20 protein-coding genes are annotated in these 23,973 nt (G+C 73.6%); 11 read left to right on the top strand and 9 right to left on the bottom strand.

Translation table 11 applies throughout. The features are described 5' to 3' along the window. Positions 1-3 precede the first annotated feature (3 nt). The 4 genes from KBY32_RS26865 to KBY32_RS26880 form a co-directional block, all read right to left on the bottom strand. Positions 4-4,665, bottom strand: a complete 4,662-nt coding sequence (locus tag KBY32_RS26865) for a hypothetical protein (protein WP_210981950.1) — start codon at positions 4,663-4,665, stop codon at positions 4-6. Positions 4,666-4,711: 46 nt separating this feature from the next. Next, a complete protein-coding gene (locus tag KBY32_RS26870; RefSeq protein WP_115506466.1) occupies positions 4,712-5,593 on the bottom strand; it encodes a hypothetical protein in 882 nt (293 codons plus the stop codon). A 103-nt stretch (positions 5,594-5,696) separates the two neighbouring features. After that, positions 5,697-7,223, bottom strand: a complete 1,527-nt coding sequence (locus KBY32_RS26875; protein WP_055623712.1) for a hypothetical protein — start codon at positions 7,221-7,223, stop codon at positions 5,697-5,699. A 118-nt stretch (positions 7,224-7,341) separates the two neighbouring features. Next, on the bottom strand, positions 7,342-8,046 hold the full coding sequence (locus KBY32_RS26880; RefSeq protein ID WP_055623713.1) for a GntR family transcriptional regulator: 705 nt from the start codon (positions 8,044-8,046) through the stop codon (positions 7,342-7,344). Positions 8,047-8,296: 250 nt separating this feature from the next. Here KBY32_RS26880 and KBY32_RS26885 point away from each other — a divergent pair, with 250 nt between their 5' ends. The 5 genes from KBY32_RS26885 to KBY32_RS26905 are packed head-to-tail and all read left to right on the top strand — an operon-like array spanning position 8,297 to position 12,742. Next, the gene (locus tag KBY32_RS26885) at positions 8,297-9,613 is read left to right on the top strand and encodes an MFS transporter (RefSeq protein WP_210981951.1); all 1,317 of its coding nucleotides are present in this window, start codon (positions 8,297-8,299) and stop codon (positions 9,611-9,613) included. Then, the gene (locus tag KBY32_RS26890; RefSeq protein ID WP_374224997.1) at positions 9,610-10,476 is read left to right on the top strand and encodes a putative hydro-lyase; all 867 of its coding nucleotides are present in this window, start codon (positions 9,610-9,612) and stop codon (positions 10,474-10,476) included. Before KBY32_RS26885 ends, KBY32_RS26890 begins: the two co-directional genes overlap by 4 nt. A 27-nt stretch (positions 10,477-10,503) precedes the next feature. Further along, on the top strand, positions 10,504-11,262 hold the full coding sequence (locus tag KBY32_RS26895) for a LamB/YcsF family protein (RefSeq protein ID WP_210981952.1): 759 nt from the start codon (positions 10,504-10,506) through the stop codon (positions 11,260-11,262). Beyond that, the gene (locus KBY32_RS26900) at positions 11,259-11,876 is read left to right on the top strand and encodes an allophanate hydrolase subunit 1 (RefSeq protein ID WP_210981953.1); all 618 of its coding nucleotides are present in this window, start codon (positions 11,259-11,261) and stop codon (positions 11,874-11,876) included. Before KBY32_RS26895 ends, KBY32_RS26900 begins: the two co-directional genes overlap by 4 nt. Beyond that, positions 11,873-12,742 (top strand): biotin-dependent carboxyltransferase family protein, encoded by an 870-nt coding sequence (locus KBY32_RS26905; RefSeq protein ID WP_210981954.1) that lies wholly within the window; start codon positions 11,873-11,875, stop codon positions 12,740-12,742. The genes KBY32_RS26900 and KBY32_RS26905 overlap by 4 nt, the downstream gene beginning before the upstream one ends. 145 nt (positions 12,743-12,887) lie before the next feature. Here KBY32_RS26905 and KBY32_RS26910 read toward each other — a convergent pair whose 3' ends face one another. Together KBY32_RS26910 and KBY32_RS26915 are read right to left on the bottom strand one after the other, a co-directional pair. Then, on the bottom strand, positions 12,888-14,306 hold the full coding sequence (locus tag KBY32_RS26910; protein WP_210981955.1) for a HEAT repeat domain-containing protein: 1,419 nt from the start codon (positions 14,304-14,306) through the stop codon (positions 12,888-12,890). A gap of 300 nt (positions 14,307-14,606) precedes the next feature. Beyond that, complete coding sequence (locus KBY32_RS26915) at positions 14,607-14,999, bottom strand: ankyrin repeat domain-containing protein (RefSeq protein WP_055623719.1); 393 nt, start codon at positions 14,997-14,999, stop codon at positions 14,607-14,609. A gap of 312 nt (positions 15,000-15,311) precedes the next feature. Between KBY32_RS26915 and KBY32_RS26920 the strand changes: the two genes are divergently transcribed. Then, on the top strand, positions 15,312-15,506 hold the full coding sequence (locus KBY32_RS26920; protein ID WP_004002760.1) for a hypothetical protein: 195 nt from the start codon (positions 15,312-15,314) through the stop codon (positions 15,504-15,506). A 41-nt stretch (positions 15,507-15,547) separates the two neighbouring features. Beyond that, positions 15,548-17,188, top strand: a complete 1,641-nt coding sequence (locus KBY32_RS26925; protein ID WP_210981956.1) for a hypothetical protein — start codon at positions 15,548-15,550, stop codon at positions 17,186-17,188. Positions 17,189-17,243: 55 nt separating this feature from the next. Here KBY32_RS26925 and KBY32_RS26930 read toward each other — a convergent pair whose 3' ends face one another. Further along, positions 17,244-18,743: a PLP-dependent aminotransferase family protein gene (locus KBY32_RS26930; protein WP_210981957.1), complete on the bottom strand. Its 1,500-nt coding sequence runs from the start codon at positions 18,741-18,743 to the stop codon at positions 17,244-17,246. 99 nt (positions 18,744-18,842) lie between these two features. Here KBY32_RS26930 and KBY32_RS26935 point away from each other — a divergent pair, with 99 nt between their 5' ends. The 4 genes from KBY32_RS26935 to KBY32_RS26950 all read left to right on the top strand — a co-directional run bounded on the left by KBY32_RS26935 (position 18,843) and on the right by KBY32_RS26950 (position 22,338). After that, positions 18,843-19,496, top strand: coding sequence for a YitT family protein (locus KBY32_RS26935; protein ID WP_210981958.1), 654 nt, complete (start codon positions 18,843-18,845; stop codon positions 19,494-19,496). Next, positions 19,493-20,263 carry a glycerophosphodiester phosphodiesterase gene (locus KBY32_RS26940; RefSeq protein ID WP_210981959.1) on the top strand — a complete coding sequence of 257 codons (771 nt, stop codon included), beginning with the start codon at positions 19,493-19,495 and terminating at the stop codon, positions 20,261-20,263. Before KBY32_RS26935 ends, KBY32_RS26940 begins: the two co-directional genes overlap by 4 nt. Positions 20,264-20,323: 60 nt before the next feature. Continuing rightward, positions 20,324-21,685 (top strand): MFS transporter, encoded by a 1,362-nt coding sequence (locus KBY32_RS26945; protein ID WP_210981960.1) that lies wholly within the window; start codon positions 20,324-20,326, stop codon positions 21,683-21,685. Between the two features lie 278 nt (positions 21,686-21,963). Then, complete coding sequence (locus KBY32_RS26950) at positions 21,964-22,338, top strand: RNA polymerase-binding protein RbpA (RefSeq protein ID WP_003977404.1); 375 nt, start codon at positions 21,964-21,966, stop codon at positions 22,336-22,338. A gap of 121 nt (positions 22,339-22,459) precedes the next feature. Here the strand turns inward: KBY32_RS26950 and fxsA are convergent, their stop codons facing one another. Together fxsA and KBY32_RS26960 are read right to left on the bottom strand one after the other, a co-directional pair. Continuing rightward, positions 22,460-23,017 carry an FxsA family membrane protein gene (gene fxsA / locus KBY32_RS26955; protein WP_210981961.1) on the bottom strand — a complete coding sequence of 186 codons (558 nt, stop codon included), beginning with the start codon at positions 23,015-23,017 and terminating at the stop codon, positions 22,460-22,462. Positions 23,018-23,065: 48 nt separating this feature from the next. Continuing rightward, entirely contained in the window at positions 23,066-23,875 is an 810-nt protein-coding gene (locus KBY32_RS26960) for a polyprenol monophosphomannose synthase (protein ID WP_210981962.1), read from the bottom strand. Positions 23,876-23,973: the final 98 nt, after the last annotated feature.

The raw sequence follows: 23,973 nt of genomic DNA on the forward strand, positions 1-23,973 counted from the left end.
GACTCACACCCCCTGGGTGTCCACGGGCGCGGGCCGCTTGAACATCCGGGTGGCCGTGATCTCGCTGTGCCCCGCCTCGCCCGCCTGCTGCTGCGGCAGTCCGGGACGCAGGTGCTCCTCCACGCTGATGTACTTCAGGCCGGCCCTGAGGTCGGCGTCGTTCCGCAGCCGGATCACGAGCGGGAACTCCGCGAGGGCCGTCGTGTCGAACAGACCGGTGGTGTAGAGCAGTTGGACGCCGAGGGCGTCGGACACGGCGCGCTGGAGCTCCAGCAGATACGTGGCGTTGGCCCGCCCGATGGGGTTGTCCAGGAAGAGCGTGCCGGCGTGCCGGTGCTTGTCCCGGCCCCGGTCGTTGGACCGCAGGGCGGCCATCGTGCAGTACAGGGCGATGGCGGCGGTGAGCAGCTGGCCTCCGGAGAACACGTCGCCCATCTGCCCGACGGGCACCCGCTCGGCGCGCAGCACGGCGTCCGGCTTGAGGATCTCGACGGCGACACCCTTCGGCTGGAGCGCCGCGGCGACACCCCGCAGAAGCAAAGACATCCCGTCCCGGCGCAGATCGGAGTTCTTCTTCACGGCCGCCCGGGTCGCCTCGTCGATGACCTCGCCCAGCCGTTCGGTGAGCGTGGCCTGGTCGGGCTCCTCGAAGCGGATGCGCAGGAACTCCTGACCGGACCACTCACCGAGCCCCTCGGGCAGCCGGGACAGCCGCTGGGCGGACCGCAGGGTCGCCAGGGCCGACTCCACGAGGCCGCGCAGACGATCGACGATCGAGTCGCGGTTGCGCTCCAGCTGGGCCAGCTCGTCGGTGAGCACGCGCAGCCGGGGGGCGAAGGCGTCCGCCCACTTCTGGGCGTGCTCGGGGAGCGCGGCGGCGGGCAGCTCGCGGATCTGCTGGCGGGCCGGGGTGCGGACCTGCTCGTAGCGGGTGGAGTTGGCGTGCCGGACGAGGACGTCGCTGGCCTCGCGCACGCCGGCCTCGGCGGCGGAGAGGTCGGCGGCGCAGCCGCGCAGCGACCGGCGGGCCTCGGCCGCGGACCGCCGGGCCTCCTCCAGGCTGCCGGGGTAGGGCTCGACGGCCTCCTGCTCCTCGTCGGAGGTGTGCTCGCGCAACAGATCGCGCAGCATCGCGGCGATCTCGTCGAACCCGCCCGCCGCGTCCTCGGCGGCTCGATGGGCGTCCAGAAGCTCCGTGTGCGCGTCGCGTGCCTGGGCGAGGGCCTCGCTGTGGGCGGCGAGTTCGGCGGTCGCCGTGCGCAGCAGGGACTGGGCGTGCTCGGCGTCGCGCGGACGCAGCTCCTCCGGCAGCTCGGTGTGCGCCTCCCCCTCCTGGGGGGCGTGGCGCTCGGCCTCGCCGCGCAGCCGGCCCAGCTGCTCGCTGGCGCCGGACATCCGGGTCTCCAGGAGCTGGACCAGCTCCTCCGCGCGCGAGACGGCCGCCTGCCGGGACGGGCCGTCGGAGCCGTCGGGTGATTCGAGGAGCTGTTCGGCCCGGGTGCGGACCTTGTTGCTCAGCCGGTCCAGCTCGGCGCGGGCCGCGCTCTCGTCGCTCTCCGCGCGGGCCTGCTCGGCGCGCAGGTCGGCGCCGACACCGACCTTCTCGTACACCTGGGACGCGGCCCGGTACGCCTCGCGCAGCGCCGGCAGGGACGCCTTCGGGGAGTCCGCGTCGCTGTCCGGTACGTCGTCGGGGGCGCCGGCGATCTCGGAGCGCTCGGCGCGCAGGGCGCGGGCGGTGCGGCGCGCGTCGTCGGCGGCGCGCTGGGCGGCGCGGCGGTCCTCGTCGGCGGCGCGGGCGCGCTCCAGACAGGACTGCGCGCGTGCCTCGGACTCGGCGGCCTCGTCGGCGAGTTCCCGCAGCCGGACCTGCCAGCCGGCCCGCTCGCGCAGCCGGAAGGCGAGGCCCGCCAGGGCGTCGGCGGCGCGCCGCGCCTTCTGCGCGGCCTCCTGGCGTTCGTCGCGGACGGCCGCGGCTTCGGCGGCGGCCTCGTCGGCCTCGGCGCGCACGCTGCGGGCCTCGGCCAGCTCCGCCTCGGACTCCTCGGCGAACGCGCGCGCGTCCCGGGCGGCCTGGGCCAGCTCCACGAGCCGGCCGGCCGGGCAGCCGGTGCGCCAGGAGGCCAGCCGTGCCGCCAGCTCCCGGTCCTTGCCGAGGCGGGCGGCGAGGCCGCGGATCTCCTCGTCGCGCTCGGTCGCCCGGGCCCGCAGCGCCTGCCGCTCCTCGTCGGCGGCGTGCTCGTCGTGCATGGCCGGGTTCGGCGGGACGAGGAAGACGTCCGTGTCCGGCGCGTCGGCGGCCGGGGTGGGGGCGAGCAACGCGGCGGCGGTGCCGACGGCGACGGTGGACCGGGGCAGCAGCGCGGCGTCGGCCAGCGCCTCGCGGGCCCGGGCGTGCGTGCCGGGGTCGGTGATGATCACGCCGTCGACGAGTTCGGGGCGGGCGGCGAGCACCCGTGCGTGGTCGACGGGGTCGACGGCCTGGGCGAGGTAGCGCCAGCCCGGCAGCGCGGGGATGCCCTGCTCCCCGAGGAACTCCACGGTGGCCAGGACGTCGGGGCCGGGCGGGAGCAGCCCGCCGTCACCGAGCGCGCCGAGGATGCGGGCGTCGTCGGCGGCGGCCGTCCGCAGGTCGAAGAGCTGGCGCTCGGCGGAGGACACGGCGTCGTCGAGCAGTTCGCGCAGTTCGTCGGCGAACCGGTCGAGGTCCTCCGGCGTGAGCGCGCCGTCCACGGGGCCGCTTGCATCCGTGCGCGCCTTCACGGCGGCCTGGTCGCCCGCGCGCGGGGAGGGTACCGAGCCGCGCCGGGGGCCCGACTCGCCGGACAGGCCGAGGAGTTCTACCAGGCGCTCCTCGGCTGCGAGGCTCTCGGCGAGACGGCGTTCGGCGTCGTAGGCACGCTCCGCGGCCAGGGCGGCGTCGGCCGCGCGGGCCGCCGTCAGCTCGGCGCGGGACTCCGTGGAGGCCGCCTCGCGCGCGTGCTCCGAGGCGCGGCGGGAGGCCTCGCGGGCGGTGTCCCAGGCGGCGACGGCGGTCTTCTCGGCGTCGCTCGCCGCGAGCGCGGCACGGGCCGGATCGGCGTCGGGTGCGCTGTCGTCGAGCCAGCCCGCGCGGACGGCCTCGGCGGTCTCCTGCTCGACCTCGGTCAGCCGCTGCCGCAGATGCCCGGCCTCGCTGCGGGCGCGCTGCGCCTCGGTCGCGGCGGCCGTGGAGTCGCGGTGGGCGGCCTCGCCGGCCTCCTGGAGCGCGGCGGAACGCTCCTCGCCCTCGTTGGCCTGCGCCTCGGCGCGCTCGGCGGCCGCGTGCAGGGCCCGTACGAGGTCGACGGCGGCCTTGGCGCGGGCGGCGAGCGCGGGGGCCGCGTCGCGTTCGGCCTCCTGGATGGCGGCGGCCACGCGCGCCACCCGGTCGGCGGCGGCGCGATGCCGCAGGACGACTTCGGCGGCCTGCCAGGCGGCGTGCAGGGTGCGTGCGTCGGCCAGCTCGCGCTTCTGCGCGGCGGCGGACTTCTCGGCGGCGGCGAGCGCCAACGAGGCGTGCCGGTAGGCGAGTTCGGCGGCGATCAGCGCGCTGCGCTCGCGCGCGGACTCGGCGTGGGTGACGGCGTGGGCGGTCTCGGTGACCCGCTGGGCGAGGTCGGCGGCCCGGACGCGTTCCCGCGTGCCGCGCGCGGAGAGGCGCCGGGCCAAAGCGCGGGTGCGACGCTCGGCGCCGGCGTGGACGTCCCGCGCGCGGGTGCGCGTCTCGGCGGCCTCGACGATCCGGCCGAGCAGGTCGACGGACCCGGCCGTGAAGTCCCGTTCGGCGATCAGCTCGGCGCGCCGGCCCAGCTTGTTGCCGAAACCGCTGACCAGGTCGGCGAGCCCGTCGGTGTCCCGGGTGTCGGTCACGGCCCGCAGCAGCAGGTCGGTGAAGTCGGAGTCCTTCTTGACCGCGAAGAGGCCGGCCGCCTCGCCCTCGTCGGCGTTCATCTCCCGCTGGTACCGGAAGAGTTCGGGGTCGAGGCCCAGATCGCCGAGGTGCTCGATCCAGCGGTCGTGGATGTCCTCCCAGTGCACCTCCAGGTGCGGATACGCCTTGCCCGCCTCGGTCAGGGCGTCCCGGAAGCCCTTCATGGTGCGTCGGCGGCCCTGGGCGCCGGACTGCCCCTCGACCGGCGGGCGTACGGCGGTGGACTCGGCGACGGGGAGGTTGTCCAGACTGAGGCCGGGGCCGGGGCGGAAGGAGTACCAGGCCTCGGCGAACTTCCGCGGGTCGTTGGAGACCTGGCGGCCCCGCCACTCGCTGACCTTGCCGACCACCACGCACTCGCCGGTCAGGGTGTGCTGCCACTCCAGGGCGACATGCCCGCAGTCGTCGGCGAGCAGGAACTTGCGCAGCACTCCGGAGCTGGCGCCGCCCAGGGTGTTGCGGTGGCCCGGCAGCATCACCGAGAAGATCAGCTTGAGCAGGACCGACTTGCCTCCGCCGTTCTCCAGGAAGAGCACGCCCGCGGGGGCGGGCCGACGCGGCGGGCCGACCGGCTCCTCCTCGAAGAACTCCGCCTGGGTGGGCGCGGGGTCGGGCACGGGCTCGCCCACACCGCGCAGGTCAAGCACGGTGTCGGCGTAGCGTGCACCGGCCGGTCCGATGGAGTAGAGGCGGACCCGGGACAGCTCGTACATGGCGGACTCTCGTAAGTCTTCGGCAGGTGGGGGAGGTCGGTGGGGCTCAGGCCGAGTGGAACGGCAGCCCGGCGTCGGCGACCAGGTCCAGCGCGTCGGTGTCCTCGGCGGGCAGCAGGGTCGGTGTGCCGTCGGTGACCGGGACGACGCCCAGCTCCAGCAGCTCGGTCATGGCGGCGCTGCCCGCCATGTCGCGGACCTGGAGCTGGTAGCGGGCCGTGGTGCGGTAGGTGCCGCCGTGGTCGTCGCCGGTCCGCTGGAGGAAGCCGGAGTCGGTGAGGAAGGCGACGGCCTTGCCGACGATGCCGGTGGTGGAACCGGCGAGCCGCCGCGCGTCCTTGGTGGCGCCGGTGGCGCTGCGTCTGATCCAGATGCGCCAGGCGGCCTCCAGGCCGGGGGCGTCCGTGGCGGGGTCGGTGTTCTCCCCCTGCTCCTCGGCACGCTCCTCCAGCCGGCGGCAGGCCTGCCGGACGAAGGCGTCGACGCCGTTGACCGTGACGCGCCCGATGTAGCCGTCGTCGGCGAGATCCTCGGGACGCGGGAACGCCATGGCGGCGACGGCGAGATGGGCCAGCCCGTGCAGGAAGCGGTCACCGCCGTCGGCGGACGTCCGGCGGGCGTAGTCGCTCATGCGCACGGCGAACACCGAGTCCTCGGCGGCGGTGACCGCCATCCCCGCGCGCGGGGACACCTCCAGGACGACCAGGCCCAGGCCCGTGGCGACGGCGTCGGCGAGCCGAGCGAAGGACGGGTCCTCGCGGTAGCGGCGCAGCAGTTCGGTGTACTCCTGGTCGCGCGCGGGCTGCAGCTTGGGCTGGAGCCCGAAGGAGACGAGCCGCGCCGCGTCGGCGGCGTCGGCGGGGGTGACGGCCGCGGGCGCCGTTGATGCGGCGGCCTCCGGCTCACTCCGATCGACGTGCTCGGTCACGGTTGCGGCTCCTTGTGGGGGTGGTGCGGGGTCGAACGGTGATACGAGGGCATGGGGTGCGCCACGTGCTGATGGCGCCGAGTCCTACGGTGCGCGGTACGGCTCATGCCGCTTCCGTCCGGTCGGCGGCCATGCCGGCCGCGTCGAGCAGTGCCATGCCGACGATGAGGTCGGCTCCGCCGAACTCGGGGTCGTCCAGCTCGGTCCCGTCGTCCACGGCGAACAGCAGCTTCTCCTCGCCCTGGCGGTAGGCGGTGCCCACCGGGGGGCTGGCGGCGTGCACGGCCAGCAGGGCGACCAGGTAAGGCAGTTCGGGATCCCTGCGGCGCGCCTCGGCGAGGAGGCCGGACAGCCGGCGGGGGGCGTCGGCCGGCAGGTCGAGCAGCTCCATGGCGGCGGCGAGCTGCTCCTCGCTGAACCGGCTGTCGTCCGGCGTCGCGATGAGGTCCGGCTCGGGCATCTCGGCGCCCAGGTGCTCCCGCTCCACCGGCGGCGTGAACAGGATGTCGACGAGGTCGCCCAACCGCACCGACACCGGCGTCCGCAGACCGGTGCCGTGCGCGAAGAAGGCGTCCGTGACCCGGACGGCCCGCTCCAGCGGCAGCGGCAGCACGGGCGCGACGAGATGCCCGTACAGGTCTATGCCCGACGTGGTCAGGGGCGTGGCGAAGGCCTGCCGGTCCTGCTCGGCGCGGAACAGCGGTCCCGCCTCCAGCAGCCGGGACTGGAGCTGGGTGTGCCGCCGGATGCAGTCCTTGACGATGTCGACCAGCTCGGCCGCGCGGCGCTTGTGCTCCGGGTCCTCGGTCTCGTCGCGGGCCTTGCGGATGTTGGTAAGGATCGCGTTCTCGTGGCGGTACCGGTCGGCGACGTGGTCGAGGGCCTCCGCGATCATGTCCGGGACGGCGTTCAGCCAGTCGACCGCCCGGACGTTGCGACGGGTGGCGTCCAGGGCGCGGCGCAGGGTCTCGGAGTACTGCACGGTGCGGTACCGGGCCTGCTCGGCGGCCAGCTGGGCGTCGGCGAGACGCCCGCGGTTGATCAGCACCTCCAGCTTGACCTCGGCGGCGATCTGCGCGCTGGTGACGTCCGTGTCCAGGGCGCCGACCAGGACGTTGACGGCCTCGTCGGTCGTACGGAGGTACACGGTGCCGCCCGGCCCCGGGACCTCCTCGATCAGCTTGAAGTCGTAGTCACGGCGGACATAGCTGCCGTCCGGCGTGAACGTGCCATACACGGCCCGGAAGCCGCGGTCGACGCTGCCGACGTTGATCAGGTTCTCCAGGACCCAGCGGGCCACCCGCTCGTGCTCGGCGACGGGGCGCCGCGGGGCCTGGGCGGCGATGCGGGGGATGAGGCGGGCGACTATCTGGTCGTGGTCGGCGCCCGTGTCGAAGTCCATGTTCAGGGTGACCAGGTCGATGGCGGCGAGGGCCACCTCGGCCATGCCGTACACCGAGTACTCGCCCGCCAGATTGGCCTTGCGGGCGTCGAGGTCGTGCAGCGGCGCGGTGCAGGCGAGCGCGCGCAGCCGCCGCGCCAGGCCCTCGTCGGCGGCCGGGCCCGGCGCGGGGCGCGGCCCCGCGCTGAGCTGGGGCGGAACGCGGTCCGTCGATGCAGGCGAAGTCACGGTGCACAGACTAGGTCCTAGGTCTGACAACGATCCAAACGGCACGGATCGCCTCCGGCGGGCGCGAGCCCCTCCGAGCGGCCCGGCGTCACGCCGTCCGCCCCGGGAACCCGGCGCCTCAGGGAACGATCTCCCCCTCCCCCACCCGCCGCCGGTACACCTCGACCACCCGTTCCAGGGAGTCGTCGAGGTAGACGGCGAGGATCCGCTCGGCCTCGGCCTTGTCGCCCGCCTCCAGCGCCTCCAGGAGCTGCTGGTTCCGGGCGAGGTAGGGCTCGTGCAGCCGGCGGGGGTCGTCCACGACGTGGAAGGCGAGCCGCAGCTCGGCGAAGACGCTGCGCATGAGTTCGTCGGTCCGTTCACTGCCGGCCAGCGCGACCAGTTCGCGGTGGAAGTGGATGTTGGCCGTCCCCAGCGCTTTCCAGTCACCTTCGCGGACGGCCCGCTGCCCCTCGGCGACGGCTTCGGCGGGCCCCTCCAGGGGGTACGGCGGCTCGCCGAGCCCGCGGACGACCGCGCACTCGACCAGGCGCCGGGTGCGGTAGATGTCCTCCACGTCCTCCACGGTCAGAACCCGGACGAACACCCCCCGGTTCAACTCGTGCACGAGCAGCCGTTCATGGGTGAGCAGGCGGAACGCCTCGCGCAGTGTGTTGCGGGACACACCGAGCGCCCCGCCGATGCTGTCCTCCGACAGCCGGGTCCCGGGCGGGAAGAAGCCTTCCGCGATACGGCTCCTGAGGATGTCCGAGACCCGTTCCGCCGTACTCGTCCGCCCGAGGAGGGCACGGTCGTCGGCCAGTCCGCCCAACTGCTCTGCCATGCCCGGAATTCAACCGCAGTCAGGAGAACGAAACAACGGGGGTATTGAAGGATCGTTCAACGATCCTCTACGTTGCTGGTCACTGTTCGGTTCCGCCCAGTCCCGTTCAGTGCCGTTCGCCTCTTTTCACCCCACATCCGCTCCCGCCCTCCCTCACATCGCCGGACCCCATCCCCCCACACCCGGCACCACAACGGGCCCCACCCGGCCCGACCCCCGTCCCCACCCACCCCTTCACTGCGAGGTGCCCATGAGCACTACCCCTCCACCGCAGACCTCGAAGACCGCTCCCCAGGACACCGCCCGCCCCTCCGCCCCCTCCGAGCAGGCAGGCGCTGACGGCGCGTTCGGCTGGCTGCGCGACCTGGGACCGCGCGGGCGCCGCGCCTTCGCGGGCGCTTTCGGCGGCTATGCCCTGGATTCGTACGACTACTTCACCCTGCCGCTCAGCATGGTGGCGCTCGCCGCGTACTTCGGTCTGGACAGCGGCCAGACCGGCCTCTTCACCACCGTCACCCTGGTCGTCTCCGCGATAGGCGGCGCCCTCGCGGGTGTGCTGGCCGACCGGATCGGCCGCGTCCGGGCCCTGATGCTCACGGTCGTCACCTACGCGGTGTTCACCGTGGCCTGCGGCTTCGCCCCCAGCTACGAGTGGCTCCTGGTCTTCCGCGCCCTCCAGGGCCTGGGCTTCGGCGGTGAGTGGGCGGTCGGCGCCATCCTCGTCGCCGAGTACGCGAGTGCCCGCAACCGGGGTCGCACCCTCGGTGCGATCCAGAGCTCCTGGGCCGTCGGCTGGGCCCTCGCGGCGGTGATGTACACCCTGGTGTTCTCGTTCGTCGGGGACGACCTGGCGTGGCGCGTGATGTTCTGGACCGGCGCGCTGCCCGCGCTGCTCGTGATCTGGATGCGCCGGCGTGTGCAGGACGCCCCCGAGGCCGTCGCCGTACGGGAACAGAGCGCGGAGAAGGGCTCGTTCACCGCGATCTTCCAGCCCGGACTGCTGCGGGTGACGGTTTTCGCAGGCCTGCTGTCCACGGGTGTCCAGGGCGGCTACTACACCCTGGCGACCTGGGTGCCGACCTACCTGAAGACCGAGCGCGAGCTGTCCGTCGTCGGCACCGGCGGGTATCTGACCTTCCTCATCTCGGGTGCCTTCGCGGGCTATCTGACCGGCGGCTACCTCACGGACCTGCTGGGCCGCCGGCGCAACATCTGGCTGTTCGCGCTCCTGTCGGCCGTGTGCATCCTGGCCTACGCGAACATCCCGGCCGGCGCCAACACCCTGCTGCTGGTGCTCGGTTTCCCGCTCGGGTTCTGCATGTCGGCGATCTTCAGCGGCTTCGGTTCGTATCTGAGCGAGCTGTATCCGACGGCGGTGCGCGGCACGGGACAGGGCTTCACGTACAACACCGGCCGCGCGGTCGGCGCCGTCTTCCCCACCATGGTGGGCTTCCTCGCCGACAGCTGGGGCGTGGGCGGCGCGCTGGTGTTCGGCGCGATCGGCTACGGCATCGCTGCGCTGGCCCTGCTCGGACTGCCGGAGACGCGTGGGAAGGAGCTGGTGTGAGCAGCACGGTCCCACCTGGCATCGACGGCTCCACCGCCACCGGCCTGGACAACGACTCCCCGGTCACCCTCATCGACCCGCACGCGCGCGCGTGGAACCCCGCCGAGGCGCGGGCCCGCTTCCGGGCCGGGTTGGCGGGCCCCACCGCGGGGGTCGCGGCCGGCCACACCCAGGCCAACCTGATCTCCGTGCCCGCCGACTGGGCCTACGACATGCTGCTGTTCTGCCAGCGCAACCCGAAGCCCTGTCCGGTGCTCGACGTCACGGACGCCGGTTCCTGGACGACGGTCCTCGCGGACGGCGCGGATCTGCGCACCGATCTGCCGCGCTACCGGGTGTGGCGGGACGGGGAGCTGGTGGACGAGCCGACGGACGTGCGCGCCCACTGGCGCGACGATCTGGTGTCGTTCCTGATCGGCTGCAGCTTCACCTTCGAGTCGGCGCTGGGCGAGGCCGGTGTCCCGATCCGCCATGTCGAACAGGGCCGCAACGTCCCGATGTACGTCACCGGTCGCCCGTGCCGTCCCGCGGGGCGGCTGAGCGGGCCGATGGTGGTGTCGATGCGCCCGGTGCCGCCGCAGCACGTGGCGGCGGCCCTGCGGGAGACCGGGCTGCTGCCCGCGGTGCACGGCGGCCCCGTGCACTGCGGCGATCCGGCCGCCCTCGGCATCGCGGATCTGGGCCGCCCCGACTTCGGCGACCCGGTGGATCTGGAGCCCGGCGACATTCCCATGTTCTGGGCCTGCGGCGTCACTCCGCAGGCCGCGGTGATGGCGTCGCGCCCGCCGTTCGCGATCACGCACGCACCGGGTCAGATGTTCCTGACCGACGCCCGCGACGAGCAGTACCGCATCGTCGCCTGACCACGGAACCGGGGAAACGACCCACTCATGACCTCGATCGATCTGAACGCCGACCTGGGCGAGGGCTTCGGCCGCTGGCGGCTCACCGACGACGAACGGCTGTTGTCGGTCGTCACCAGCGCCAATGTGGCCTGCGGATTCCACGCCGGGGACGCGGCCACCATGCGGCGGGTGTGCGAGCAGGCCGCCGCGCGCGGGGTGCGGATCGGCGCCCAGGTCTCCTACCGGGACCTCGCGGGGTTCGGGCGGCGCGCGATGGACGTGCCGCCCGCCGAGCTGGCGGCCGAAGTGGCGTACCAGATCGGCGCCCTGGAGGTCTTCGCGCGGGCCGCGGGCGCGCGCGTGGCCTACGTGAAGCCGCACGGAGCCCTCTACAACCGCGTCGTGCACGACGAGGAGCAGGCGGCTGCCGTGATCGACGGCGTGCTGCTCGCGGACGCCTCCCTGCCGGTGCTCGGCCTGCCCGGTTCCCGGCTGCTGGAGCTGGCGGACAAGGCCGGACTGCCCCCGGTCACCGAGGCGTTCGCGGACCGGGCGTACACCGAGCAGGGCACGCTCGTGCCGCGCGGCCGGGACGGCGCCGTGGTCACCGACCCGGAAGCCGTCGTGGCGCGCTCGCTGGGGCTGGCCCGCGCCGGCGAGGTCACCTCCCACGCCGGAACGCGGGTCGCGGTACGTGCGCGGTCGCTGTGCCTGCACGGCGACACCCCCGGCGCCGTCGAACTGGCCCGCCGGGTGCGGGACCGTCTTGAGGAGTCGGGCGTCCGCGTGGAGGCCTTCGTATGAGGACGCTGCCCGTCGGCGACGACGCGCTGCTGGTGGAGGTCTCCTCGGGCGAGGAGGCCCGGGCGCTGCACGCGGAGTTGCTGCGCCGCCGTGCCGAGGGCTCGCTGTCGGTCCGTGAGATCGTCCCCGCCGCGCGCACGGTCCTGCTGGACGGCCTCACCGACCCGGACCGCCTCGCCGCCGAACTCGCCCTGTCCGACGTCCCTTCCGCCCCGGCACACGCGCGTGACGTCGTCCGGCTCCCCGTCCGCTACGACGGACCCGACCTCGGCGACGTCGCCGCGCACTGGGGGGTGTCGCCGCGGGAGGTGGCCCGGATCCACGCGGACACCGAGTTCAGCGTCGCCTTCTGCGGGTTCGCCCCCGGCTTCGGCTATCTCACCGGGCTGCCCCGGCGGTACGACGTCCCGCGCCGGGCGACCCCCCGCACGGCCGTCCCCGCGGGCGCGGTGGCTCTGGCGGGGCCGTACACGGGCGTGTACCCGCGGTCCTCGCCGGGCGGCTGGCAGCTGATCGGTACGACGGACGCGGTGCTGTGGGACCACACGCGGGTGCCTGCGGCGCTGCTGGCCCCGGGCACGCGCGTGCGGTTCGTCCCGGTGGACGGCTCATGACCGACCACGCGCTCTCCGTCGTCCGCGCCGGCGCCCTGACCACCGTGCAGGACCTGGGCCGCCCCGGTCACGCCCACCTCGGCGTGCCCCGTTCGGGGGCGCTGGACCCGCCCGCGGCGGCGCTCGCCAACCGGCTCGCCGGCAACCCCGCCGACGCCGCCGTCCTGGAGACGACGCTCAACGGCTGTACGGTACGGCCGCGTTCGACGGTCACGATGGCGGCGACGGGCGCACCCTGCCGCGTCACGGTGAACGGCCGCCCGGCCGCCTGGGGCGCTCCGGTGCGCGTGCCGGCGGGCGCCCTGCTGGACGTCGGCCCGGCCGTCTCGGGCGTCCGCACCTATCTCGCCGTCTCCGGGGGCGTCGCCGTCGAGCCGGTGCTCGGCAGCCGCTCCACGGACCTCCTGTCCGGTCTGGGTCCGCCGCCCCTCACGGACGGCGCCGTCCTCCCTCTGGGCCGCCCTGCGGGCCTCCACGCGCGCGTGGACGTCGCTCCGCAGCCGGGGCCGCCCACCGAACTGGTCCTGCGCGTCACGCTCGGCCCGCGCGACGACTGGTTCTCCCCCGAGGCGGTGCGCGTCTTCACCTCGCGCCCCTACCGCGTGTCCCCGGCGAGCAACCGCATCGGCCTGCGCACCGAGGGCCCGGTCCTGGACCGGGCGGTCACCCGTGAGCTGCCCAGCGAGGGCATGGTCCTGGGCGCGATCCAGGTCCCGCCCGACGGCCGTCCCGTCGTCTTCCTGGCCGACCACCCGACCACGGGCGGCTACCCGGTCATCGCCGTGGTCCGCGCATCCGACCTCCCGGCGGCGGCGCAGACCCCTCCGGGCACCCCGATCCGCTTCGTCCCGGTACGCCGCCGCTGAACCAGCCGTAGGCGCCCCACCGATCCCCCAGGGCGGCGACGAACGCCGAAGGCCGGCGGCTCTGACCCCGCCGGCCCTCACAAGCGCGCACCCCGCGCCCACGCATCCGCGCCACGCGGCACGCAGCACGCGCCACGCTTCCGCGTCAGCCCGTAGTCGCGTCCGGCCCGATCCGGCTGCGTACGGCCGTCTGCACCTCGTCCTCCTCCGCCGGATCGGCGGCGAGGCGGCGCAGGCGCTCCACGACCCGGGTGTCGCCGGTCTCGGCGTGCCGGGCGGCGATCTCGCGGGTGCTCTCCTCGCAGTCCCAGAGGCACTCGACGGCGAAGCCGGCGGGGAAGGAGGGGTCGGTGGCGGCGAGGGCGCGGGCGGTGCGGCCGCGCAGATGGGAGGACGCGGTCTCCCGGTAGATGTGCCGCAGGACGGGGGCGGCGCAGGCGATGCCGAGGCGTCCGGTGCCGTCCACGAGGGTCCACAAGGTGGGCGCGTCGGGGCCCTCGCCGCGGACGGCCTCGCGCAGCGCCGCGAGGACGAGATCCTTGTCCTGGGCGCCGCCCCGGCAGGCGAGCAGCCGTCCGGCCGCGGCGCCGAGCGGGTCGGGCCGCCGGGCCCAGCCCCGCGCGCGGTCGACGGCGGCGACACTGCGCATGCGTTCGAAGGCGTCGACGGCGGCCTCCACGACGACCGGTGAGCCGGTGACGACGGCGGCCTCGACGAGGTCGAGCACCTCGGGGTCGTCGGTGTCGGCGAGGTAGCGCAGCGCCGTGCAGCGGGCTCCGTCGCCGCCGTCCCGGGCCGCCTCGAGGATCTGCGGCCGGTCCTCGGGTCCGGCGACGGCCGACAGGCACCGGGCGGCCGGCACATGCAGTGCGGCGCCGCGGTCGAGGCCCTGCTGGGCCCAGTCGAAGACCGCCTGCACGCTCCAGCCCGGGCGGGGCCCGGTGGGGCTCATCTGGCGCTGCCAGCGGTCGAAGCAGCCCGTCTCGTGCGCGGCACGCACGCGCGTGGCGATCGACGGGCGGGGATCGTCGGCCCACAGCCGCCAGGGCCGTGGCTCGAAGGCGTCGCGTACGGCGACGGCCAGCTCGGCGTCGCCCTCGGGATCGGCGGGGAAGCGCGCCAGGACGGGCGCGGCGAGGGCGCGCAGGCCCGCGTCGTCGTCCCTGAGCGCGAGCTCGTCCAGGGCCCAGGCCCAGTTCGAACCCGAGGCGGCGTACCTGCGGAGCAGTTCGAGGGCGTCCCGGCGTCCGTAGGACGCGAGATGGCCGAGGACGGCGAGGGCGAGCCCGGTGCGTGACTCGTCGGAGTCGAGGGCGTCCTCGACGTCGAAGAGATGGGCCTCGATCGCGTCCAGCTCGCCGTTCAGGTCGAGGTAGAGGCGGGCGTAGTAGAGGGAGCGGTTCTCCACCTGCCACTCGTGCCGGGGATCGTGCAGCACGCACTGGTCGAGGGCCGCGAGCGCCTCGGCGCGGGGGGCGGTGAGCGCGTGCAGCGTTCCGTCGCCGCGGCCCCGCTGGAGCAGGCCGAGCAGCGTACCGCTGGGCGCTATGACCGGTTCGAACATGGGAAACAGCCTCACATCAAGCGTCGACGCAACCGGGGATCTTGCTTCACCTGGCCGCGTGACAACACGTCGGGGCGCCCGCCGTTTCCTGCTTGCTGTAGACCATCTTCCTCTGCCTCTCGTCGGTGGCCCATGCGGACCGATCACGGCCCGCGCGGTGCGGCAACACCTGCCCAGCCCTCGCGTCCGTGAATCACGACGTCATGATGACTCGGCACTTCCGTCCGCCGCGACCGAAATTACGGCGGCCCTGCACCGCCTCCCCCGATTTCCGTGTTCGCGCTGGTCAGAACCGTCGGATCAGTGCGCGCCGAACAGCTCGAGCAGTTCGGTCTTGCCGAACATCCGGGCGGTGTCGACGGCGGACGGCGTCCCCGCCGCCGGGTCGGCGCCGCCCTCCAGGAGAGCCTTGATGACCTCGGTCTCGCCCTTGAAGACCGCACCGGCGAGTGGTGTCTGGCCTCGGTCGTTGACGCGGTCGGCCTCGCCCCCGCGCGCGAGGAGGGCGCGTACCGCGTCGGCGTGCCCGTGGTAGGCGGCGAGCATCACGAGGGAGTCGCCGCGGTCGTTGGTGAGGTTGGCCGGAACGCCCGCGTCTACATACGCCACGAGCTGCTCGGTCTCCCCCTGCCGGGCCAGATCGAAGATCTTGGTCGCCAGCTCCACGACCTCGGGGTCGGGGGCTTCGCTCATGACCGGACCGCCTTCCTGCGTGCACGGGGACTGGTGTTCTGCGGGGAGCAGGGTACGGCCGGCGAGCGGGGCGCGGCCGTACGGGTGATTCGCCAGGGTACTGGCTCGCGCGGCACATGACCCGATGCGTCCGCGGCAAAGATCATCGCAGACACAGTGGGGCGCAGGAGCCCGGCTCATCCGGCCAAGGACACTCCGCCGACCGGGGGAAATCAGCGGAATTTCACCCAGTTGCACCTTTTATCGTATGGATACATCCTGTGAGCCTGGAAGTACTCATGGTGACTGTCCCCACAAACCAGGAGCACTCAGATGATCCTCTCCATCTCAGGCGTCGTACTGCTCGGCATCGTCGTCTTCATCTTCTTCCGCAAGGACGGGCTGAAGGCGTCGCACGCCCTGATCTCGGCCCTGTTCGGCTTCTATCTGGCAAGCACGGCCATCGCCCCGAGCATCAAGGCAGGCGGCGAGAGCCTGGCGAGCCTCCTGGGCGGCATCCAGTTCTGACGCCGCCCCCTCCCGCCCGTACGCACTCGTAGGAGACAGCAGTGGCCCGCCGCCCCCTCCCCCGCATCCTGAGCACCGGCAGCGCACAGTTCGCCCGGAGCCGAGAGCTGGCCCGGACGCAGTTCGCCCGTAGCCGGGAGCTGGCCCGGACGGCGGGCGACAGCGCCTCCGACGTCCTGCACCCGCTGATCACGATCACCCGCGGTCTGCGCCGGCTGGCTGCCGCCGGACGGCGCAGATGGGCCGAGACCCCCAAGGACAAGCGCGGTGCGCTGCTCTTCCTGGTGGCCTCGGTGGTCCTGGTCGTCGCGCTCGTGCCGTACGGGCCGCTGCTCGCCGTCATCACCCTGATGGCGGCGGCGGCCTGGCAGGGCAGGGACCGCAAGCCGGCGGCTCCCGACGGACCCGACCCGTCCCGGACGGAGCGGCTGAAGGCGCTGTACGAGGCGCTCGTCCCGTACTTCTCCGCCCCCGACGACCCCGAGCCGCTGTACTCCCACGGCGGCGACTGGGAGAAGGCGCTGCCCGAGTACGAGTTCGACGCCACCGGCCGGGTGGCCCGGCTGCTGATCCGCTACCCGGCCTACTTCACCGACGGTGAGACGCAGGCCCGTACGCGGATCGAGCATCTGCTGACCTCCAAGGCCGGACGCGGCCGGGAGTACCACTTCGACTGGGACGAGGAGGGCAACGAACTGACGGTGTCGGCGCTCGCCCCGCTGCCCACGGACATCGCCGCGCAGCGCTTCGTCACGGCGCCGGGCGAGACCGTGCTGGGCTTCACCGACGCCACCCGGGTCCGCCGCACCCTGCCGCTCACCCACGGCGGCCAGCAGCGCGACGTCCCCCCGGTCGTGTGGCGCACCGGTCTGCGCTCCACCGAGCCGCATCTGCTGGCCGTCGGGCAGCCCGGCAGCGGCACGTCCACCTTGCTGCGCTCCATCGCGCTCCAGGCCCTCCAGCACGGCGACGTGGTCATCGTCGAGGGCGGTGGCACCGGCGAGTACGCCTGCCTCACCGGCCGCGACGGTGTCCTGGCCGTGGAGTGCGGGCTGGCCGGGGCGGTGGCCAGCATCGAATGGGTGGCGACCGAGACGGAACGGCGCCTGATCGCCGTCAACCGGGCCCGCCAGGCCGGCAACCCGCCGCCCGAGGACACCAAGCGCCCCCTGTGGGTCCTGCTGGACCGCCCGACCGTCTTCACGCACCTGGCCGCCGCCGACGGCCGCAAGGACCCCCAGTCCCTGCTCCAGGTGCCCCTGCGGCACGGCCGCGCCGCCGGCATCACGGTGGTCGTGGCCGAGCAGTGGGACGCCCTGGACGCCCTCGGCGACCCCGTACGGCAGCACACACGCGCGCGGGTCGTGCTCGGCCCGGCGACGGCGGAGCAGCTGGAGTCCGTCCTCGGCGCTCCCCCGCACACCACCCCGGTCGCCGACACCCCGCCCGGCCGCGGTTACGCCCGTCTGGGCACCGGCCCGGTCCACCGCCTCCAGGTGCCGGCCACCCCGGACCCGTACGACGACGCGACGAGCGAGGCGCACCGGCAGGCGGTCCTGGACCTGCTGCCCGAGCGCACCACGCCGATGGAGGCGGAGCCGTCCCCGCGCCTGACGAAGACGGACCCGGAGCCCGAGCCGGAGCCGGTCCCCGTCGAGGCCGTGGTGGCCGAGTCGTCCTGAGTCACGAGTCGTGCTGAGCCGCGCCCTGACCGGGCGCGGACCGGGCGCGGCCCGGTCAGGCCACGAAGGGCCGTGCCGTCTCGGCGCCGCCGGTGACCCCGCTCTCCACCAGGCGCGCCGCCGCGGCCAGCCGGCTGGCGGCCTCCTCGGCGACCGCGCCGCCCACGGTGAACGGCAACCGCACATACCCCTCGAAGGCGCCGTCCACGCCGAAGCGGGGCCCGGACGGCACCCTGACGCCGACACGCTCGCCCGCCTCCGCGAGCCGCGAGCCCGAGAGGCCGCCGGTGCGGACCCAGAGGGTGAGGCCGCCGCTCGGCACCTCGAACTCCCAGCCAGGCAGTTCCCGGCGGACGGCGGCCACCAGGGCGTCCCGGTTCTCCCGGGCCTGGACGCGCCGCGCCTCCACCGCCTGCTCCCAGCCACCGGTGCCGAACAGCCAGTTGACGGCGAGCTGCTCCAGCACGGGCGTGCCCAGGTCGGCGTAGGCACGGGCGGCCACCAGGCTGCGGATGACGTCCGGGGCGGCCCGGACCCACCCGATCCGCATACCGGCCCAGAACGCCTTGCTGGCCGAGCCGACGGTGATGACGGTCGACCCGGCGGGGTCGAACGCGGACACCGGCCGGGGCATCTCCAGGTCCGGGTCGAGCCACAGCTCGCTCATGGTCTCGTCGGCGATCAGCACGGTCCCCGCCGACCGGGCGGTGTCCACCAGCCGCCGGCGCTGGTCCTCGTCGGCCAGGGCGCCGGTCGGGTTGTGGAAGTCGGCGACGACGTAGGCGATGCGCGGCGCCGCGTCCCGCAGGACCTGCCGCCACCGGTCCATGTCCCAGCCGGTCAGCCCCTCCGCCATCGCGACGGGCACGAGGCGGGCGCCGGCCTCCCTCATCAGCTGGAGGATGTTGGCGTAGGACGGCGACTCCACGGCGATCCGCTCGCCGCGCCCGCCGAACAGATGGCAGATCGCGTCGATGGCGCCCATCGCGCCGGTCGTCACCATGATCTGCTCGGGCATGGTGGGGATGCCGCGTGCCGTGTACCGGTCGGCGATCATCGCCCGCATCGCGGGCAGCCCGGCGGGATAGTCGCCGTGCGTGTGCGCGTACGGCGGCAGCTCCTCCAGGGCGCCCTGGACGGCACGGGTCAGCCAGGGCTCGGGGGCGGGCAGCGCCGCGCACCCCAGGTCGATGATCGAGCCGAGCGCCTCGGGCGGCAGCGGCTCCAGCCCGCGCGCGGGCAGCGGATTGCCGGCCGGTACGGCCGTCCAGCTCCCGGCCCCGCGGCGCGACTCCAGGAACCCCTCACCGCGCAGCGCCTCGTAGGCGGCGGCCACGGTCGTACGGCTCACGGACAGCGCGAGGGCCAGCTCCCGCTCGGCGGGCAGACGGGCGGCGACCGGGACACGGCCCTCCAGGACGAGCAGCCGGATGCCGTCGGCGAGCGCCCGGTACGCGGGCGGACGCCGGGTGCCGGGTCCGGCGGGGCGGTCCTGCTGCGAGGTGAGCAGACGGGCGAGCTGCGCGGCACCCACCGCGGAAGTCCACTGCGCCATGATTACCAGTCCACCTACTTCGAATTGGCCATGGATGGCGTTGCATCCCACGCCACAGGGTGTCACGTACCAGGCCATTACCACCACCAGGGGGCGGAATTGTCCACCCAGCGGCATCTGACACGACGGCTCTCCCAGCTGTACGCCGGGCTCGCCCTCTACGGAGCGAGTTCGGCGATGCTCGTCGGCGCCGGGCTCGGACTGGAGCCCTGGGGCGTCCTCCACCAGGGTCTCGCCGAACGCACCGGCCTGACCATCGGCGTCGTGTCGATCATCGTCGGCGCGGCCGTGCTGCTGCTCTGGATCCCGCTGCGCCAGCGCCCCGGCCTCGGCACCGTCTCCAACGTCTTCGTGGTCGGCCTCGCGATGGACGGCACCCTCGCGCTGCTCCCCGAGACGAGCGCCCTGGCCGCGCGGATCCCGCTCCTGGTGGCCGGCATCGTCCTGAACGGCGTGGCCACCGGCCTCTACATCGCCGCCCGCTTCGGTCCGGGCCCCCGGGACGGCCTGATGACCGGCCTGCACCAGCGCACCGGGCGCTCCATCCGGCTGATGCGCACGGCCGTCGAGATCACGGTCGTCGCGACCGGCTTCGCGCTGGGCGGCACCGTCGGCGTCGGCACGGTCCTGTACGCGCTGTCCATCGGACCGCTCGCCCAGCTGTTCCTGCGGGTGTTCGCCGTCCCCGCGGCGTCCGGCAGCCGTGCGGTCGTTGCCGGCGCGCGCCCCGAAGGAGCGATACTGCGTCCGTGAGCACCCCGCGGATACGCCACCCCTACCTCGACCATCCCGGCCCTCTCCCCTTCGCCCACCGGGGCGGGGCGGCGGACGGCCTGGAGAACACGGCACTGCAGTTCCGGCGCGCCGTGGAACAGGGCTACCGGTACATCGAGACCGACGTCCACACCACACGCGACGGACGGCTCGTCGCCTTCCACGACGCCACGCTGGACCGGGTGACGGACGGCGCGGGCCGGATCGCGGACCTGCCCTGGGCCGAGGTGCGGCAGGCCCGGGTGGCGGGCCGGGAGCCGGTGCCGCTGTTCGAGGAGCTGCTGGAGACGTTCCCCGAGGTCCGCTGGAACGTCGACCTCAAGGCGGAGCCGGCGCTCCACCCCTTCCTGGAGCTGATCGAGCGGGCGAACGCCTGGGACCGCGTCTGCGTCGGCTCCTTCTCCGAGGCGCGCGTGGTCCGCGCACAGCGACTGGCGGGCCCGCGCCTGGCGACGTCGTACGGCACACGTGGGGTGCTCAATCTGCGGCTGCGCTCCTGGGGCGTGCCCGCCGCGCTGCGCCGCTCGGCCGTTGCCGCCCAGGTTCCCGAGGCCCAGTCCGGCGTCCGGGTCGTCGACCACCGCTTCGTGCGGACGGCCCACGCGCGCGGGCTCCAGGTCCACGTGTGGACCGTCAACGATCCGGAGCGGATGCACCGGCTCCTGGACCTGGGAGTGGATGGCATCATGACCGATCACATCGACACGTTGCGCAAGGTCATGGAGGACCGGGGCGTCTGGGTCTGACCCGATCCCCGTCCGGCTCGGCCCTCGCGCGGGATCTCCACGGGGAAGCGAGGGCACGGGGTGGGCACCGATACCGTGCGCACGGAGGCGGCCGACGACGCCGCCGGACGGCGCCGCGAACAGCGCGGCTGGTATTTCTACGACTGGGCCTGCTCCGTCTACTCGACGAGCGTGCTCACCGTGTTCCTCGGACCGTATCTGACGTCCGTCGCCGAGGCCGCGGCGGACGCGGACGGATTCGTCCACCCGCTGGGCATTCCGGTGCGCGCGGGGTCGTTCTTCGCGTACTCGGTGTCCCTGTCGGTCGTCGTGGCCGTGCTGGTGATGCCGCTGGTCGGGGCCGCCGCCGACCGGACGGGCCGCAAGAAGCCGCTCCTGGCGGCCGCCGCCTACACGGGCGCCGCGGCGACCACGGCGATGTTCCTGCTGGACGGGGACCGCTATCTGCTCGGCGGCCTGCTGCTCGTGGTGGCGAACGCCGCGCAGTCCGTCGCGATGATGCTCTACAACTCCTACCTGCCGCAGATCGCCCCTCCCGAGGAGCGCGACGCCGTCTCCTCCCGGGGCTGGGCGTTCGGCTACGCGGCGGGCTCGCTGATGCTGGTCGTGAACCTCGCCCTGTATCTGGGGCACGAGACCTTCGGGGTCTCCGAGGGCATGGCGGTCCGCATCTGCCTCGCCTCGGCGGGTCTGTGGTGGGGCGTCTTCGCGCTGGTGCCGCTGCTGCGGCTGCGCGACCGCGGGCCGTCCACCGAGAAGGCCGGCGGGCAGCGCGGCACGACGACAGGGTTCCGGCAGCTCGCCGCGACCTTGCGCGACATGCGCCGGCACCCGCTGACGCTCGCCTTCCTGCTGGCCTATCTGGTCTACAACGACGGCATCCAGACGGTGATCACCCAGGCGTCGGTCTACGGCTCCAAGGAGCTGGGGCTCAGCCAGTCCACCCTCATCGGGGCCGTGCTCCTGGTCCAGGTGCTCGCGGTGGCCGGCGCGCTGACCATGGGCCGGCTGGCACGCGTGTACGGGGCCAAGCGGACGATCCTCGGTTCGCTGGTCGCCTGGACGCTCACGCTGGCGGCCGGATACTTCCTGCCGGCCGGGGCGCCGGTGTGGTTCTTCGTGCTGGCGGCCGGCATCGGACTGGTCCTCGGCGGCAGCCAGGCGCTGTCGCGCTCCCTGTTCTCCCACCTGGTGCCGCCCGGCAAGGAGGCCGAGTACTTCTCGGCGTACGAGATCAGCGACCGGGGCATGAGCTGGCTGGGCCCGCTGCTGTTCGGTCTGACCTACCAGCTCACCGGGAGCTACCGGGACGCGATCATCTCGCTCGTCGCCTTCTTCGTGATCGGGTTCATCCTGCTCGCGCGGGTACCCGTACGGCGGGCGATCAGCGACGCGGGCAACCCCGTACCGCCCACGATTTAGCGTTCGGAGTGAAAGGGCGGTAGTGTACGCGTTTGGCCTACCAGGCGTACCGTTACTGCGCGTCAAAGATGCCGAAACGCTGGGTCACATCTCCTCACAGATGTGACAAACCGGGCGCCGGTGGGTACGACATTGGTCAGCAAGGCTGCGGCTACGACGGCGACGCATGACCCGGAACGTGACTCGGAACGGGAATCTTTACCGCCGACCGGACGTTGACCGGATGACGACGACAGCGACACCTGTCCTGTGGGCGACAAGCCCGGGAGGCACGATTCATGAGTGAGCGAGCTCTTCGCGGCACGCGCCTCGTGGTGACCAGCTACGAGACGGACCGCGGCATCGACCTGGCCCCGCGCCAGGCCGTGGAGTACGCATGCGAGAAGGGGCACCGGTTCGAGATGCCCTTCTCGGTCGAGGCGGAGATCCCGCCGGAGTGGGAGTGCAAGGTCTGCGGGGCCCAGGCACTCCTCGTCGACGGCGACGGCCCTGAGGAGAAGAAGGCCAAGCCCGCGCGTACGCATTGGGACATGTTGATGGAGCGGCGTACCCGCGAGGAACTCGAAGAGGTCCTCGAGGAGCGTCTCGCCGTTCTCCGGTCAGGGGCGATGAACATCGCCGTTCATCCCCGGGACAGCCGCAAGTCCGCCTAGCGGACCTTCGGCCAACGAGCGCACATACACCGCAGGTGCCCACGGCACCTGCGGTGTATGTGCGTTGTGCGGAAGCCGGACGTAGTACGGGAGCCGGACGTTGTACCGGCGCTGGACCGCGCTAGCGCGTCAGCGGCGGGCGCGGGTCCTGCGGCTCGTCGTCCCCGGGCCGCTCGCGGATGACCTCGCCCTGGACGACCTTGCCGTCGGGGCGGTGGATGCGCGCCTGCTGGAAGGCGTCGCCGAACGACCCGGCCCCCGCCTCGCGCAGCTTCCGGTCGAACGTCCGCTCCGCCAGCCGGCCGACCACCTTCTGCACCGGCGGAATCAGCAGGAGCAGACCCAGCGCGTCCGAGACCAGGCCCGGCAGCATGATCAGCAGGCCGCCCAGCATCATCAGTCCGTTGCCGCCGCCGCGCTCCGGGGTGCCGCCCCGCTGCAGCGCCTCGTTGAGCGCCTGGAACGCGCGACGGCCCGCCCGCTTCACGACCACGGAGCCGAGCACGAGTCCGGCGACCAGCAGCAGGAAGACCGTGAGCCCGCCGGCCGCGTCCGCCACCACCGTCAGCAGCCAGATCTCCAGCACCAGCCACGCGGCGACGCCCAGCGGCAGGAAGCCGCGCAGACGGGACCGCCGGGGCCGGGCGGGCGAGGTGGGAGTGGGTGCGCCAGTCGTCATGGGTCCAGTGTGCCTGGGCCCGGTTCAGAGCGGTATAAGAGGCGGTGCCTACGGCCGCTGCGGCGCGGACGGCTTGGCGCGGTTGACGAGCTTGCCCACGCGCTCCCGCGCACCCCAGGTGGTGACCCGCCACAGCGCCTCGACGAGGATGTCGCGGCTCATCTTGGAGTCGCCGAGCTCGCGCTCCACGAAGGTGATCGGGACCTCGACGACGTGGTAGCCGGCCTTGACGGCACGGCGGGCCAGGTCGACCTGGAAGCAGTAGCCCTGGGACGCGACGTCGTCCAGGCCGAGTCCTTCCAGGGTCTCGCGGCGGAAGGCGCGGTAGCCGCCGGTGATGTCCCGCAGGGGCAGGTCGAGGGCGAGACGGGAGTAGAGGCTGCCGCCGCGGGAGATGAACTCACGGGACTTGGGCCAGTTCACCACCCGGCCGCCCGGCACCCAGCGCGACCCGAGGACCAGGTCGGCCCCCTTGAGCGCGGTCAGCAGCCGGGGCAGTTCCTCGGGCTGGTGGGAGCCGTCGGCGTCCATCTCGATCAGCACGCCGTAGCCGTGTTCCAGGCCCCAGCGGAAGCCCGCGAGATAGGCCGCGCCGAGGCCCTCCTTGCCCTTGCGGTGCAGGACCTGGACGTGATCGTCCTCGGCGGCCAGCTCGTCCGCGAGCTTGCCCGTGCCGTCGGGGCTGTTGTCGTCGGCCACGAGCACGTGCGCGTCGGGGACCGCCGCGCGGACCCGGCCGACGATGGCCTTGATGTTCTCCGCCTCGTTGTAGGTCGGGATGATCACCAATGCCGTGCCGAGCGGCCCGAACTCTCTCCCCCGGTCCTGTGCCGCGAGGGTCCCGTCGCCGTCGTTCACTGCTGCCCCTTCATGTCCGTCCGCAGAGGTCCACCATAGTGGGCGCGGCCTGCGCCGACGTGACGGCACGGTCGTACGGGGGCGATGGATGCGCGGGA

The organism is Streptomyces sp. RK62, from assembly GCF_018070255.1.
GTDB classification, from domain to species: domain Bacteria; phylum Actinomycetota; class Actinomycetes; order Streptomycetales; family Streptomycetaceae; genus Streptomyces; species Streptomyces nigra.

Coding starts and splice junctions, on each gene's coding strand:
- KBY32_RS26885 (WP_210981951.1), top strand. CDS start 8,297: ATGAGCACTACCCCTCCACCGCAGACCTCGAAGACCGCTCCCCAGGAC.
- KBY32_RS26910 (WP_210981955.1), bottom strand. CDS start 14,306: ATGTTCGAACCGGTCATAGCGCCCAGCGGTACGCTGCTCGGCCTGCTC.
- KBY32_RS26880 (WP_055623713.1), bottom strand. CDS start 8,046: ATGGCAGAGCAGTTGGGCGGACTGGCCGACGACCGTGCCCTCCTCGGG.
- fxsA (WP_210981961.1), bottom strand. CDS start 23,017: ATGACGACTGGCGCACCCACTCCCACCTCGCCCGCCCGGCCCCGGCGG.
- KBY32_RS26895 (WP_210981952.1), top strand. CDS start 10,504: ATGACCTCGATCGATCTGAACGCCGACCTGGGCGAGGGCTTCGGCCGC.
- KBY32_RS26915 (WP_055623719.1), bottom strand. CDS start 14,999: ATGAGCGAAGCCCCCGACCCCGAGGTCGTGGAGCTGGCGACCAAGATC.
- KBY32_RS26900 (WP_210981953.1), top strand. CDS start 11,259: ATGAGGACGCTGCCCGTCGGCGACGACGCGCTGCTGGTGGAGGTCTCC.
- KBY32_RS26865 (WP_210981950.1), bottom strand. CDS start 4,665: ATGTACGAGCTGTCCCGGGTCCGCCTCTACTCCATCGGACCGGCCGGT.
- KBY32_RS26930 (WP_210981957.1), bottom strand. CDS start 18,743: ATGGCGCAGTGGACTTCCGCGGTGGGTGCCGCGCAGCTCGCCCGTCTG.
- KBY32_RS26905 (WP_210981954.1), top strand. CDS start 11,873: ATGACCGACCACGCGCTCTCCGTCGTCCGCGCCGGCGCCCTGACCACC.
- KBY32_RS26950 (WP_003977404.1), top strand. CDS start 21,964: ATGAGTGAGCGAGCTCTTCGCGGCACGCGCCTCGTGGTGACCAGCTAC.
- KBY32_RS26920 (WP_004002760.1), top strand. CDS start 15,312: ATGATCCTCTCCATCTCAGGCGTCGTACTGCTCGGCATCGTCGTCTTC.